This is a genomic window from Pseudomonas sp. FBCC-B1667, from assembly GCF_059133255.1.
The window spans coordinates 1,452,956-1,467,886 of sequence record NZ_CP101437.1; the positions used below are offsets into that span (position 1 = coordinate 1,452,956).

General features: G+C 58.2%; 11 protein-coding genes. All 11 read left to right on the plus strand.

Annotation, left to right across the window (positions count from 1 at the left end):
- Positions 1–32 precede the first annotated feature (32 nt).
- Complete coding sequence (gene rseP / locus NL116_RS06345) at positions 33–1,385, plus strand: sigma E protease regulator RseP (protein WP_494376462.1); 1,353 nt, start codon at positions 33–35, stop codon at positions 1,383–1,385.
- Between the two features lie 74 nt (positions 1,386–1,459).
- Positions 1,460–3,850, plus strand: a complete 2,391-nt coding sequence (gene bamA / locus NL116_RS06350; RefSeq protein ID WP_494376463.1) for an outer membrane protein assembly factor BamA — start codon at positions 1,460–1,462, stop codon at positions 3,848–3,850.
- Between the two features lie 45 nt (positions 3,851–3,895).
- Positions 3,896–4,399, plus strand: a complete 504-nt coding sequence (locus NL116_RS06355; RefSeq protein ID WP_008028980.1) for an OmpH/Skp family outer membrane protein — start codon at positions 3,896–3,898, stop codon at positions 4,397–4,399.
- Positions 4,400–4,401: 2 nt separating this feature from the next.
- Positions 4,402–5,457 carry a UDP-3-O-(3-hydroxymyristoyl)glucosamine N-acyltransferase gene (gene lpxD / locus NL116_RS06360; RefSeq protein WP_494376464.1) on the plus strand — a complete coding sequence of 352 codons (1,056 nt, stop codon included), beginning with the start codon at positions 4,402–4,404 and terminating at the stop codon, positions 5,455–5,457.
- A gap of 108 nt (positions 5,458–5,565) precedes the next feature.
- Positions 5,566–6,006, plus strand: coding sequence for a 3-hydroxyacyl-ACP dehydratase FabZ (gene fabZ / locus NL116_RS06365; protein WP_007907157.1), 441 nt, complete (start codon positions 5,566–5,568; stop codon positions 6,004–6,006).
- Positions 6,003–6,779: an acyl-ACP--UDP-N-acetylglucosamine O-acyltransferase gene (gene lpxA / locus NL116_RS06370; protein ID WP_494376465.1), complete on the plus strand. Its 777-nt coding sequence runs from the start codon at positions 6,003–6,005 to the stop codon at positions 6,777–6,779. The genes fabZ and lpxA overlap by 4 nt, the downstream gene beginning before the upstream one ends.
- A 2-nt stretch (positions 6,780–6,781) precedes the next feature.
- Positions 6,782–7,912 carry a lipid-A-disaccharide synthase gene (gene lpxB / locus NL116_RS06375; protein WP_494376466.1) on the plus strand — a complete coding sequence of 377 codons (1,131 nt, stop codon included), beginning with the start codon at positions 6,782–6,784 and terminating at the stop codon, positions 7,910–7,912.
- Between the two features lie 11 nt (positions 7,913–7,923).
- Positions 7,924–8,550, plus strand: coding sequence for a ribonuclease HII (gene rnhB, locus NL116_RS06380; protein ID WP_494378010.1), 627 nt, complete (start codon positions 7,924–7,926; stop codon positions 8,548–8,550).
- 76 nt (positions 8,551–8,626) lie between these two features.
- Positions 8,627–12,148: a DNA polymerase III subunit alpha gene (gene dnaE / locus NL116_RS06385; RefSeq protein ID WP_494376467.1), complete on the plus strand. Its 3,522-nt coding sequence runs from the start codon at positions 8,627–8,629 to the stop codon at positions 12,146–12,148.
- Positions 12,149–12,299: 151 nt separating this feature from the next.
- Positions 12,300–13,247, plus strand: a complete 948-nt coding sequence (locus NL116_RS06390; RefSeq protein WP_027924984.1) for an acetyl-CoA carboxylase carboxyltransferase subunit alpha — start codon at positions 12,300–12,302, stop codon at positions 13,245–13,247.
- A 133-nt stretch (positions 13,248–13,380) separates the two neighbouring features.
- Complete coding sequence (gene tilS / locus NL116_RS06395; protein ID WP_494376468.1) at positions 13,381–14,691, plus strand: tRNA lysidine(34) synthetase TilS; 1,311 nt, start codon at positions 13,381–13,383, stop codon at positions 14,689–14,691.
- Positions 14,692–14,931: the final 240 nt, after the last annotated feature.

Consider the following 14,931-nt stretch of genomic DNA (forward strand, 5'->3'; position numbering starts at 1 on the left):
TGCAGCACCGGATAGGATTGCGGAGAAAGTAGATGAGCGCGCTCTATATGATTGTCGGCACCCTGGTGGCTTTGGGCGTGCTGGTCACCTTCCACGAATTCGGCCATTTCTGGGTCGCGCGTCGCTGTGGGGTCAAAGTGCTGCGTTTCTCCGTAGGCTTCGGCATGCCGTTGCTGCGCTGGCACGACAAGAAAGGCACGGAGTTCGTAGTGGCCGCCATCCCGTTGGGCGGTTACGTGAAAATGCTCGATGAGCGTGAAGGGGAAGTGCCGGCCGATCAGCTCGATCATTCTTTTAATCGCAAATCTGTCCGCCAGCGTATCGCAATCGTGGCGGCCGGCCCGATTGCCAACTTTTTGCTGGCTATGGTGTTTTTCTGGGTCTTGGCAATGCTCGGCAGCGAGCAGGTGCGTCCAGTTATTGGCGCGGTCGAGTCCGGCAGCATTGCCGCCAAGGCCGGTTTGACTGCGGGTCAGGAAATTGTTGCCATCGATGGCGAGCCAACGACTGGCTGGGCTTCAGTAAATCTGCAACTGGTTCGCCGTCTTGGCGAGAGCGGTTCACTTCAATTGTTGGTGCGTGAGCAGGGTTCCACGGCGGACTCTCCTCGCGAGCTGGTTCTGGATAAGTGGCTCAAGGGTGCTGACGAGCCGGATCCCATTCGTTCGCTGGGTATTCGTCCTTGGCGTCCGGCGTTGCCGCCCGTGTTGGCTGAACTCGATCCGAAAGGGCCGGCCCAAGCGGCGGGCCTGAAGACCGGTGATCGCTTGTTGGCTCTGGATGGCAAGGCGCTGGACGACTGGCAGCAAGTGGTCGACAGCGTCCGTATGCATCCGGATACCAAAATCATGCTGCGCGTCGAGCGCGAGGGTGCTCAAATCGACGTCCCCGTGATGTTGGCCGCTCGCGGCGAGAGCAAGGCACCAACCGGTTATATGGGGGCTGGGGTGAAAGCGGTCGATTGGCCACCAGAGATGATTCGCGAGGTCAGTTACGGTCCTGTGGCCGCGATTGGAGAGGGTGCTCGACGCACCTGGACCATGAGTGTACTGACCCTCGATTCGCTCAAGAAAATGTTGTTCGGAGAGCTCTCGGTAAAAAACTTGAGTGGACCGATAACCATTGCTAAAGTGGCGGGCGCTTCTGCCCAGTCGGGCGTTGCTGATTTCCTGAATTTCCTTGCTTATCTGAGTATTAGCCTGGGAGTTGTGAATTTGTTGCCCATTCCTGTACTGGATGGGGGGCATTTGTTGTTTTATCTGATCGAGTGGGCGCGTGGTCGTCCCTTGTCGGATCGGGTGCAGGGTTGGGGGATACAGATCGGTATCAGTTTGGTGGTCGGGGTGATGTTGCTTGCTCTGGTCAATGATTTGGGCCGTCTGTAACACTTCGCTGAATTGCGAATCTGCCGCATTTTGCGGCAGTTTGTTTATTGCCAGTTGGAATAAGAAAGGACTTCATGAAACGTCTGCTGCTAACTGCGGTTCTCACCGTATTGATGATCGCCGAAGTTCACGCCGAGTCCTTCACTATCTCTGATATTCGCGTCAATGGCCTCCAGCGGGTCTCCGCGGGTAGCGTCTTTGGAGCTTTGCCGTTGAACGTCGGCGAACAGGCGGACGATCGTCGCCTGGTGGAATCCACTCGTGCGTTGTTCAAAACCGGGTTCTTTCAAGATATCCAGCTGGGTCGCGATGGCAACGTCCTGGTCATCACGGTAGTCGAGCGCCCATCGGTCGCCAGTATCGAGATCGAGGGTAACAAGGCGATCTCCACTGAAGACTTGATGAAAGGCCTCAAACAATCCGGCCTGGCCGAAGGCGAGATCTTCCAGCGCGCCACGCTCGAAGGTGTGCGTAACGAACTGCAGCGCCAATACGTCGCTCAGGGTCGCTACTCGGCTACCGTCGACACCGAAGTGGTACCGCAGCCACGTAACCGCGTCGGCTTGAAGGTCAATATCAACGAAGGCACCGTCGCTGCTATCCAGCACATCAACGTGGTGGGTAACACCGTCTTCCCTGACGAAGACCTGATCGACCTGTTCGAACTGAAGACCACCAACTGGCTGTCCTTCTTCAAGAACGACGACAAGTACGCCCGTGAAAAACTCTCCGGTGATCTGGAGCGCCTGCGTTCCTACTACCTGGACCGTGGCTATATCAATATGGATATCGCATCGACCCAGGTATCGATCACTCCGGATAAGAAACACGTCTACATCACGGTCAACGTCAACGAAGGCGAGAAGTACACCGTTCGTGACGTCAAACTCAGCGGTGACCTGAAAGTCCCTGAAGACCAGGTCAAGTCCCTGCTGCTGGTTCAGAAAGGACAGGTGTTCTCGCGCAAGCTGATGACCACTACGTCGGAATTGATCACCCGCCGCCTGGGGAACGAGGGTTACACCTTCGCCAACGTCAGCGGCGTGCCTCAGCCTCATGATGAAGACCATACCGTCGACATCACTTTCGCTGTCGATCCAGGCAAGCGTGCCTACGTTAACCGTATCAACTTCCGTGGCAACACCAAGTCCGAAGACGAAGTGCTGCGACGCGAAATGCGTCAGATGGAAGGTGGCTGGGCTTCCACCTACCTGATCGATCAATCCAAGACGCGTCTTGAGCGTCTGGGCTTCTTCAAAGAAGTGAACGTCGAAACTCCTGCTGTACCGAGTGTCGATGACCAGGTTGACGTGAACTACAGCGTCGAAGAGCAGGCTTCCGGTTCGATTACTGCCAGTATTGGCTTCGCACAAAGTGCCGGCCTGATCCTCGGTGGTTCGATCACCCAGAACAACTTCCTGGGTACCGGTAACAAAGTCAGCATCGGCCTGACCAAAAGCGAATACCAGACCCGCTACAACTTTGGTTATGTCGACCCGTACTGGACTGCTGACGGTGTAAGCCTGGGTTACAACGCGTTCTATCGCACCACCGACTACAAAGACCTTGATGTCAACGTAGCAAGCTATGCCGTAGACAGCCTGGGTGCTGGCGTGAGCGTCGGTTACCCGATCAGCGAGACATCGCGTCTGACCTTCGGCCTGACTGCACAGCAAGACAAGATCAAGACCGGTCAATACACCGTCGACGAAATCTTCGACTTCGTTAACCGTGAAGGCGATCAATACCTGAACTTCAAGGCGTCGGCCGGTTGGTCCGAGTCGACCCTGAACAAAGGCGTATTGGCGACCCGTGGTCATTCTCAAAGCCTGACGGCGGAAGCCACTGTGCCGGGCAGCGACTTGTCGTTCTTCAAGCTCGATTACCGTGGCCAGTTGTTCCAGCCACTGTCTGAAAACTACACCATGCGCCTGCACACCGAATTGGGTTATGGCGATGGTTACGGTTCGACCGATGGCTTGCCATTCTATGAAAACTACTATGCTGGTGGTTTCAACTCGGTTCGTGGCTTCAAGGACAGCACGCTGGGCCCACGCAGTACGCCTAGCCGTGGTCAGCCTGTTACAGGTAACGTCGGTACGCTTGCCGACCCGGACCAGGACCCACTGCCGTTTGGTGGTAATGTCCTGATTCAAGGTGGCGCAGAGATTCTGTTCCCGCTGCCGTTCGTCAAGGATCAACGTTCGCTGCGTACCTCGGTATTCTGGGATGTGGGTAACGTGTTCGACTCCAAGTGCACGCAGACTTCCAACACTAACCCTAATGTGAAGTCCAATACGCAGTGCAACGACATCAGCCTCAGCAACATGGCCAGTTCCGTCGGTGTAGGTGTGACTTGGGTCACTGCGCTGGGTCCGCTGAGTTTCGCGCTGGCGATGCCAGTCAAAGAACCGGATAACGCTGAAACTCAAGTGTTCCAATTCTCTCTTGGTCAGACGTTCTAAGCGTCTGCCTCAAAATAATGACAATGGATTTTGTAGGGGTGCATCGTGCGTAAGTTGACTCAATTGGTTCTCCTCGCCACCGTACTGGTCGCAGGCCCGGCTTTTGCCGACATGAAAATCGCCGTCCTGAACTATCAGATGGCCCTGCTGGAATCCGACGCGGCCAAGAAGTACGCCGTGGATGCCGAGAAGAAGTTCGGCCCGCAACTGACCAAGCTCAAGACACTCGAAAGCAGTGCCAAAGGCATTCAGGACCGTCTGATGGCCGGTGGCGACAAGATGCAGCAAGGTGAGCGTGAGCGTCTTGAACTGGAATTCAAGCAAAAGGCCCGTGACTTCCAGTTCCAGTCCAAGGAGCTGAACGAAGCCAAAGCCGTTGCCGACCGTGAAATGCTGAAGCAGCTCAAGCCGAAACTGGACAGCGCTGTGGAAGAAGTCATCAAGAAAGGTGCTTTTGACCTGGTCTTCGAGCGTGGCGCAGTGATTGATGTCAAACCTCAGTACGACATCACTCGCCAGGTGATCGAGCGCATGAATCAGCTGAAGTAACTATGACAGCGACCATAAAGCTCGGCCAATTGGCCGAGTTCCTCGGCGCCACGCTACGTGGCGACCCGGAGAAAGAAATTACTGGGCTAGCCACTTTACAAGAGGCTGGCCCAGCTCAGTTGAGCTTTCTCGCAAACCCTCAATACCGTAAATACCTGGCAGACAGCCGGGCCGCAGCGCTGTTGCTGAAGGCCGCTGATGCCGAAGGTTTTGCCGGTAATGCGTTGGTGGTGCCTGATCCGTATCTGGCCTACGCGCGTATTTCCCACCTGTTCGATCCAAAGCCGAAAGCAACTGCCGGTATTCATCCGACAGCGGTTGTGGCCGAGGACGCGGTGGTTGATCCGGCAGCGAGTATCGGTGCTTTTGCGGTGATCGAAAGCGCGGCACGCATTGCTGCTGGCGTAACCATCGGTGCGCATTGCTTCATCGGTGCCCGTTGCGAGATCGGCGAAGGCGGCTGGCTGGCGCCGCGGGTAACGCTGTACCACGACGTGCGCATCGGCAAGCGTGTGGTGATTCAGTCGGGTGCCGTACTCGGTGGTGAAGGCTTCGGCTTTGCCAACGAGAAAGGTGTCTGGCAGAAAATCGCCCAGATCGGTGGTGTGCTGGTCGGCGATGATGTGGAGATTGGCGTGAATACCGCTATCGACCGCGGCGCATTGGCCGATACCGTGCTCGGTAATGGTGTGAAGCTCGACAACCAGATACAGATCGCCCACAACGTGCAGGTCGGTGATCACACCGCGATGGCCGCTTGTGTCGGTATCTCCGGCAGCACCAAAATCGGTAAGCACTGCATGCTCGCTGGCGGTGTCGGGTTGGTGGGGCATATCGAAATTTGCGACAACGTTTTCATCACCGGGATGACCATGGTGACCCACTCGATTACCGAAAAGGGCTCCTATTCTTCCGGTACGGCCATGCAGCCAGCAGCCGAATGGCGCAAAAGCGCGGCTCGTATCCGTCAGCTCGATGATATCGCGCGGCGTCTGCGACAGCTGGAAAAGCGTGTAGGGGAAGTGACCCCTGACGGTAATGCTTCATCAGATGGCTGATACCATTTCCATATCAAGTGTGCACAGCCGTTAGACTGCCTGCTTGATTTGCTAGAGGCGCGCGCGTCAATCGCGCGCTCCCAATCTTTACATAGGCTTCCCCCCGAAATGATGGACATCAACGAGATTCGCGAATACCTGCCTCACCGTTACCCGTTCCTGCTGGTGGACCGGGTCGTGGATCTGGATGTGGAAGGCAAGCGCATTCGCGCCTACAAGAATGTCAGCATCAACGAACCGTTCTTCAATGGTCACTTCCCTGCGCATCCAATCATGCCGGGCGTACTGATCATCGAAGCGATGGCTCAGGCTGCCGGGATCCTTGGCTTCAAAATGCTCGACGTGAAACCGGCCGACGGCACCCTTTACTACTTCGTCGGCTCCGACAAGTTGCGCTTCCGTCAGCCGGTACTGCCGGGCGATCAGTTGATCCTTGAAGCCAAGTTCCTGAGCTGCAAGCGTCAGATCTGGAAGTTCGAGTGCCAGGCTTCGGTCGACGGCAAGCCAGTCTGCTCCGCGGAAATCATCTGCGCGGAACGCAAACTATGAGTTTGATTGACCCTCGCGCAATCATCGATCCGACGGCCGTTCTGGCCGACGACGTCGAGGTCGGCCCGTGGTCGATCGTCGGCGCAGGTGTGGAAATCGGCGAGGGAACAGTGATCGGGCCGCACGTGATTCTCAAAGGCCCGACCCGAATCGGTAAGCACAACCGCATCTACCAGTTTTCGTCGGTAGGTGAGGACACGCCCGATCTGAAGTACAAGGGCGAAGAAACCCGCCTGGTCATCGGTGACCACAACGTCATCCGTGAAGGCGTAACGATTCACCGTGGGACCGTTCAGGATCGTTCGGAAACGACCCTGGGCGATCACAACCTGATCATGGCCTATGCCCACATCGGTCACGACAGCGTCATCGGCAACCACTGCATCCTGGTCAACAACACCGCGTTGGCCGGTCATGTGCACGTTGAAGACTGGGCGATCCTCTCCGGTTTTACCCTTGTGCACCAGTATTGCCACATTGGCGCCCACAGCTTTTCCGGCATGGGTACGGCCATCGGCAAGGACGTTCCTGCGTACGTCACCGTGTTTGGCAACCCTGCCGAAGCGCGAAGCATGAATTTCGAGGGCATGCGTCGTCGAGGCTTCAGCGAAGACGCGATCCACGCGCTGCGTCGTGCCTACAAGGTGGTTTACCGACAGGGCCTGACCGTCGAGCAAGCACTCACCGAGCTGGCCGAACCTTCGGATCAGTTCCCGGAAGTCGCGGTGTTCCGTGATTCCATCCAGTCTTCGACTCGCGGCATCACCCGTTAATCATGGCTAATCTGCGTATTGCGCTGGTAGCGGGTGAAGCTTCCGGTGACATTCTGGGTGCGGGCCTGATGCGTGCGCTCAAGGCTCAGCATCCGGCGGTGGAATTCATCGGGGTCGGTGGTCCGCTGATGCAGGCCGAGGGCCTGACCTCGTACTTCCCGATGGAACGTCTTTCGGTCATGGGTCTGGTGGAAGTGCTGGGCCGATTGCGCGAGCTGATGGCGCGCCGCAAAAAGCTGATCGCCGACCTGATCGCAGAGAAGCCGGACGTGTTCATCGGTATCGATGCCCCGGACTTCAACCTCAACATCGAACTCAAGCTGCGTCAGGCCGGGATCAAGACTGTGCATTATGTCAGCCCGTCGGTGTGGGCGTGGCGGCAGAAGCGCGTGCTGAAGATTCGCGAAGGCTGCGACCTGATGCTCACGCTGTTCCCGTTCGAAGCGAAATTTTACGAAGAGAAGGGTGTGCCGGTGCGCTTTGTCGGGCACTCCCTGGCCGATGCGATTCCGCTTGAGGCTGATCGCGCCGCAGCGCGTGCCGAGCTTGATTTGCCGGACGGTCCGCTGGTTGCGCTGATGCCCGGTAGTCGTGGCGGTGAAGTGGGTCGGCTCGGTGCGTTGTTTCTCGACACCGCCCAGCGCCTGCGCGCCCTGCGTCCTGGCGTGCGTTTCGTTATGCCGTGCGCCAGCCCGGAGCGCCGCGCGCAGCTTGAAGAGCTGCTGGTCGGCCGCGATTTGCCACTGACCTTGCTTGATGGCAAGTCCCATCTGGCCTTGGCAGCTTGCGACGCGGTGCTGATCGCTTCCGGTACGGCGACCCTCGAAGCGTTGTTGTACAAGCGGCCGATGGTGGTGGCGTATCGACTGGCGCCCCTGACTTTCTGGATGCTCAAGCGCATGGTGAAAAGTCCATACGTGTCGTTGCCGAACCTGTTGGCCCAGCGCCTTTTGGTGCCTGAGTTGCTGCAGGACGACGCAACGGTCGAAGCCCTTGCTCAGACGCTTTCACCCCTGATCGAAGGTGGCGAGGAGCAGACTCGCGGCTTCGACGAAATTCATCGTACCTTGCGTCTGGACGCCTCCAATCAAGCGGCGGATGCAGTACTGAACCTGATCGGCAAAACACAATGAGCAAAACCAGCATTCAGATGGGCCTGGACTTCACCCTGGTCGCCGAAGTCGAAGACCTCGTGGCCGGCGTCGACGAAGTCGGTCGCGGCCCACTCTGCGGTGCCGTGGTCACGGCGGCGGTGATCCTTGATCCAAGCCGACCGATCCTCGGCCTGAATGACTCAAAGAAACTCACCGAAGCCCGCCGCGAAAAGCTTTACGACGAAATCTGCGAAAAAGCCCTGAGCTGGTGCATCGCCCGGGCCGAAGTTGAAGAAATCGACGAACTTAACATCCTGCACGCCACCATGCTGGCGATGCAACGTGCCGTCGAAGGTCTGCATATCCAGCCGAAACTGGCCATGATCGACGGCAATCGTTGCCCGAAGCTGTCGATGCGTGCCGAAGCAGTAGTGCAGGGCGACGGCAAGGTCCCGGCCATTGCGGCGGCCTCGATTCTGGCCAAGGTCAGCCGCGACCGCGAAATGGCCGCATTCGAACTGATTTACCCGGGCTACGGCATCGGGGGCCACAAAGGCTACCCGACGCCCGTTCATCTGGAAGCGCTAGCCCGCTTAGGGCCGACGCCGATTCACCGCCGCTCGTTCGCCCCGGTGCGCCTGGCGTACGAGGCGCGGGAAAGTCTGATCGAGAGTTAGTCGCAAGGCTGATGTTTTTGCCAAGGCCCGGTACAATCCGGGCCTTGTTGTTTTCATGACATAACGCAGGATCACTATGCCGGCTTCATTCGTTCATCTACGCCTGCACACTGAATATTCCCTGGTCGACGGTCTGGTGCGGATCAAACCGCTGGTCAAGACCCTGGTCGGCATGAACATGCCTGCCGTAGCGGTCACCGACCAGAACAACATGTGTTCCCTGGTCAAATTCTACAAAGCAGCCATGGGTGCCGGGATCAAGCCGATCTGTGGCGCCGACTTGTGGCTGTCGAACAAGGACCCGGACAACGCGCTGAGCCGGATCAGCCTGCTGGCCATGAATGCAGTCGGCTATCGCAACCTGACCGAACTGATTTCCCGTGGTTTCATCGACGGCCAACGCAATGGCTCGGTAATCATCGAGCGCGAATGGGTCGCCGAAGCCAGCGAAGGCCTGATCATGCTGTCGGCGGCGAAAGAGGGCGAAATCGGCTTGGCCATGCTCAGTGGCAACCCGGCTGAAGCGGAAAACCTCGCGCGCGAATGGATGGCGGTGTTCCCGGATCGTTTCTACCTGGAAATCCAGCGCACCAATCGCCCCAATGATGAAGAGCAATTGCACGGTGCCGTGGCCTTGGCCGAGAAAATCGGCGCGCCACTGGTCGCGACCAACGATGTGCGATTCATCAAGCAGGAAGACTTCGCCGCTCACGAAACCCGCGTTTGTATCGGTGAGGGGCGCGCCCTCGACGATCCGCGGCGTTCCAAGAATTACAGCGACCAGCAATACCTCAAAAGCGCCGAGGAAATGGCCGAGCTGTTCAGTGACCTGCCCGAGGCGCTGGAAAACACCGTCGAAATCGCCAAGCGCTGCAACATCGAAGTGAAGCTCGGCAAGCACTTCCTGCCCAACTTCCCGATTCCCGATGGCATGACCATCGACGAGTATTTCCGCAAAGTGTCGTTCGATGGCCTGGAAGAACGCCTGACCGTGCTGCTGCCCAAGGACACCACGCAAGACTATGAAGCGAAGCGTCAGGTCTACGTCGACCGGCTGAATTTCGAGCTGGATATCATCATCCAGATGGGGTTCCCCGGTTACTTCCTGATCGTGATGGACTTTATTCAGTGGGCCAAGAGCAACGGCGTGCCGGTAGGTCCGGGCCGGGGGTCGGGTGCCGGGTCGCTGGTGGCCTACGTACAGAAGATTACCGACCTCGATCCGCTGGAATATGACCTGCTGTTCGAACGTTTCCTCAACCCGGAACGGGTATCGATGCCCGACTTCGACGTCGACTTCTGCATGGACGGTCGTGATCGGGTGATTGAATACGTGGCCGAGAAATACGGTCGCAACGCGGTAAGCCAGATCATCACCTTCGGTTCCATGGCGGCCAAGGCTGTGGTCCGGGACGTGGCACGGGTGCAGGGCAAGTCCTACGGCTTGGCGGATCGTCTGTCGAAGATGATTCCGTTCGAAGTCGGCATGACCCTGGAAAAGGCGTATGAGCAGGAAGAGATCCTGCGTGACTTCATCAAGGTCGATGAAGAAGCCGCCGAAATCTGGGAAATGGCGCGCAAGCTTGAGGGTGTTGTGCGTAACGTCGGTAAACACGCCGGTGGTGTGGTGATTGCACCGACCAAACTGACCGACTTTTCGCCGATTTATTGTGACGAGGCCGGTGACGGCCTGGTAACCCAGTTCGACAAGGATGACGTTGAAGCCGCCGGTCTGGTGAAGTTCGACTTCCTCGGTCTGCGAACCCTGACGGTTATCGACTGGGCACTCAAAACCATCAACCGCGACCGCGCCAAGGTCGATCAGCCGCCGCTGGACATCGCGTTCATTCCGCTGGACGACAAGCCGACCTACACGCTGCTGCAAAAAGCCGAAACCACGGCGGTGTTCCAGCTCGAATCCCGCGGCATGAAGGAGCTGATCAAGAAGCTCAAGCCCGACTGCCTGGAAGACTTGATCGCACTGGTGGCCCTGTTCCGTCCGGGCCCGTTGCAATCGGGCATGGTGGATGACTTCATCAACCGTAAGCACGGTCGCGCCGAACTCGCGTACCCGCACTCGGATTACCAGTACGAAGGCCTCAAGCCGGTGCTGGCACCGACGTACGGCATCATCCTGTATCAAGAACAGGTGATGCAGATTGCCCAGGTCATGGCCGGTTACACCCTCGGTGGTGCGGACATGCTGCGTCGCGCCATGGGTAAGAAAAAGCCCGAAGAAATGGCCAAGCAGCGCGGCGGCTTCATCGAAGGCTGCGCGACCAACAACATCGATGCCGACCTCGCCGGTAACATTTTCGACCTGGTAGAAAAGTTCGCCGGTTACGGCTTCAACAAATCCCACTCCGCGGCGTACGGCCTGGTGTCGTACCAGACCGCGTGGCTGAAAACGCATTACCCGGCGCCGTTCATGGCGGCGGTGCTGTCGGCGGACATGCACAACACCGACAAGGTCGTGACCTTGATCGAAGAGATTCGCAGCATGAAGCTGCGTCTCGACGCGCCGGATGTGAATGCCTCCGAGTTCAAGTTCACGGTGAACGACGAAGGCCGGATCATTTACGGTCTCGGCGCGATCAAGGGTGTGGGCGAAGGCCCGGTGGAAGCGATCACCGAGGCGCGCCAGGACGGTCCGTTCAAGGACCTGTTCGATTTCTGCGCACGTGTCGATCTGAAGCGAATCAACAAACGTACCCTCGACGGCTTGATCCGCAGCGGTGCGCTGGATCGTCTGGGGCCTTATTTTCATGACGAACCGAAAGCCTATCAGGCGAGCATCGACCAGAATCGCGCGGTACTGCTGGCCGCGATGGAAGGGGCGATCAAGGCTGCCGAACAAACCGCACGCACCCAGGACAGTGGCCATGCCGACCTGTTCGGCGGGCTGTTTGTCGAGGAAGACGCAGACGTCTACGCCAGTCATCGCAAGGCCAAGGAGCTGACGCTCAAGGAACGGCTGAAAGGGGAGAAAGACACCCTGGGCCTGTATTTGACTGGTCACCCGATAGACGAATACGAAGGCGAAATCCGTCGCTTTGCCCGGCAGCGCATCATCGATTTGAAGCCGGCGCGCGATACCCAGACCGTCGCCGGCATGATCATCGCCCTGCGCGTGATGAAGAACAAAAAGGGCGACAAGATGGGCTTCATCACCCTTGATGACCGCTCCGGACGGATAGAGGCGTCGCTATTCGCCGAGGCGTTCCATACCGCGCAGTCGCTGTTGCAGACGGATGCGATGGTGGTGGTCGAAGGGGAGGTCAGCAATGACGACTTCTCCGGCGGCCTGAAGTTGCGGGTCAAGCGCGTGATGAGCATGGAAGATGCGCGCACTAACCTTGCCGAAAGCTTGCGCCTGAAGCTGCAAACCAAGGATTTGAAAGGCGATCAGCTACGCTGGCTGGGTGAGTTGTTCAAGCGCCATCGCGGCGCATGCCCGATTACCATGGAGTACACGAGTCCTGATGCAAAGGCTTTGCTGCAGTTTGGCGAGACCTGGCGAATCGATCCGGCGGATGCGTTGATTCAAGCCTTGCGTGACCAGTTCGGGCGAGACAACGTCTTCCTCCAATACCGTTGACGGTCAGGTGGCATTCTTGTGATTAAGAGCTGCCCCTGATCTCGACCCCATTTTTAATCTCGACCTGAACGCGCCTGTCCCTTAAGGTAGGGCGCGAATAGACAACCGGCCGGCCCAAGCTCTCTTGGACGTCGACCCAAGACGGACGCCTATGAACCCGAATTTTCTAGATTTCGAACAGCCGATCGCCGACCTGCAAGCCAAGATCGAAGAGTTGCGCTTGGTCGGTAACGACAATTCGCTGAATATCGGCGATGAGATCTCCCGCCTGCAGGACAAAAGCAGCACGCTGACCGAAGACATCTTCGGCAAGCTGACCAGCTGGCAGATCGCACGTCTGGCGCGTCACCCGAAGCGTCCTTATACCCTGGACTACATCGAACACATCTTCACCGAGTTCGACGAGTTGCACGGTGACCGTCACTTCTCCGATGACGCTGCCATCGTCGGCGGCATTGCCCGTCTGGACGACCAGCCGGTGATGATCATCGGTCACCAGAAAGGCCGTGAAGTGCGCGAGAAAGTCCGCCGCAACTTCGGCATGCCGCGTCCGGAAGGCTACCGCAAGGCGTGCCGCCTGATGGAAATGGCCGAACGCTTCAAGATGCCGATCCTGACCTTCATCGACACCCCGGGCGCTTACCCAGGTATCGACGCTGAAGAGCGTAACCAGAGCGAAGCGATTGCCTGGAACCTGCGCGTCATGTCGCGTCTGAAAACCCCCATTATCGCCACCGTGATCGGTGAAGGTGGTTCCGGTGGTGCGTTGGCGATTGGCGTTTGCGACCAGCTGAACATGCTTCAGTACTCGACCTACGCAGTGATTTCGCCGGAAGGTTGCGCCTCGATTCTGTGGAAAACCGCCGAAAAAGCGCCGGATGCTGCTGAAGCGATGGGTATCACCGCCGAACGCCTGAAAGGCCTGGGTATTGTGGACAAGGTGATCAGCGAGCCATTGGGCGGTGCACACCGTGACCCGGCTGCTGCGGCCGCCTCGATCCGTGCAGAACTGAGCTCGCAACTGGCGATGCTGAAGAAGTTCGACAACGACGCGCTGCTGGCCCGTCGTTACGCGCGACTGATGAGCTACGGTCTCTGAACTGACCTCGCTTTTCCCATGTGGGAGCGAGCTTGCTCGCGAAGGCGGTATAACAGGCAACGAATGTGTTGAATGTTAAGCCGCCTTCGCGAGCAAGCTCGCTCCCACATTTGATTTGTGCAAAGGGAAAGTTATGGATCGGCTCACAATTGATTTGCCCGCCAGGCTTTTGCTGAATCTGAAACCGTGGCGCAACGCTACGGCCTGGCGCATCGCTTTCAGCGGGGGGCTGGATTCCACGGTGCTGCTGCACTTGCTCGCTCACCTGGCAAAAACCCAATCCTTGCCCGCGCTCAGTGCCATTCATGTCCACCACGGCCTTCAGCCTGCGGCAGATGCGTGGCCAGCACATTGTCAGTCCGTCTGTGATGCCTTGTGTGTGCCGCTACAAGTGGTTCACGTTGATGTTCGGCCCGGCGCCAGCCTTGAGCGTGCCGCCCGGGATGCGCGCTATGGCGCCTTCGTTGAAGCCACCCAGACCCAAGAGCTGCTGCTGACCGCACAGCACCGCGACGATCAGGCGGAAACCCTGTTGTTTCGGCTGTTGCGCGGGGCAGGGGTGCGAGGTCTGTCGGGGATGCCGAGCGCACGTCCGTTGGGTCGGGGTCATCTGCTGCGGCCATTGCTGGACGTCAGTCGCGCCGAACTTGAAGCCTATGCCGCAGAACATCAGCTGAACTGGATAGAGGACCCCTCGAACCAGGATCGGCAGTTTTCGCGCAACTACCTCCGGCATGAGGTGTTCCCGGTATTGACTGAGCGCTGGCCGCAAGCGATGGCGACCATGGCTCGTAGCGCCGCACACTTGAGCGAAGCGCAGGTATTGCTGGATGAGCTGGCACACATCGATCTGGCTGAAGCAACGACGGTTAATGACTTCGACTGGCTGGGCGTGCCCTCATTGGCACTCGCTCCTCTTTTACTGCGCTCCGCCGCGCGCCAACGCAATGCGCTAAGCCACTGGCTTGCGGCGCTGACCCGTTTGCCGGACAGCGACCATTGGTCGGGTTGGGGAGATTTGCGCGACGCCACCGGTGATGCGCGTCCAGTCTGGCGGCTGGCAGATGGCGAGTTGCATCGCTCGGCCGGGCGTATCTGGTGGCTGTCGGGCTGTTGGCTGAGCAATCCACCGCCTGCCATGCAATGGACCGATCCCTCGTGGTCGCTGACGTTACCGGAAAATGGTTGGGTCACGCTCACCGGGCAAATCCCCGATGGCTCGCTGCAAATCCGCTATCGTGGGGGAGGCGAGGTCATGCATTTGGCTGATCGCGGCCACCGCGACCTCAAGCGTTTGCTCAATGAACGCGGGGTTCCGGCCTTCGCCCGTGGCAGATTGCCGCTGCTCTTTCGCGGCAAGCAATTGCTGGCAGTGGCCAATGTACAAGGCCTCAATGGAAGTGGGCAGGATGGCTGGCATTTGCATTGGCAGCCACCGGGCTAAGATCAAGGTTTGAGCTGAAAGGGGCTTTCCGGTAGACTACGCTCCCTTCTTGATACAACTTCTGTGGATTCGCCTGAATTGCAGGAGTTGCCGATTACCAAGCAGTCTTTGCTGGGCGATTCCAAAAAATGTGTAGCGAGCAACGTACCGGTGTTTCATCTGCCGGTCTGTCCCACCGCGGCGGTTTTTTTGAAAGGTGCACTGTGATTAATGCAGGTGATCGGGGGCTTCGGCCTTCCT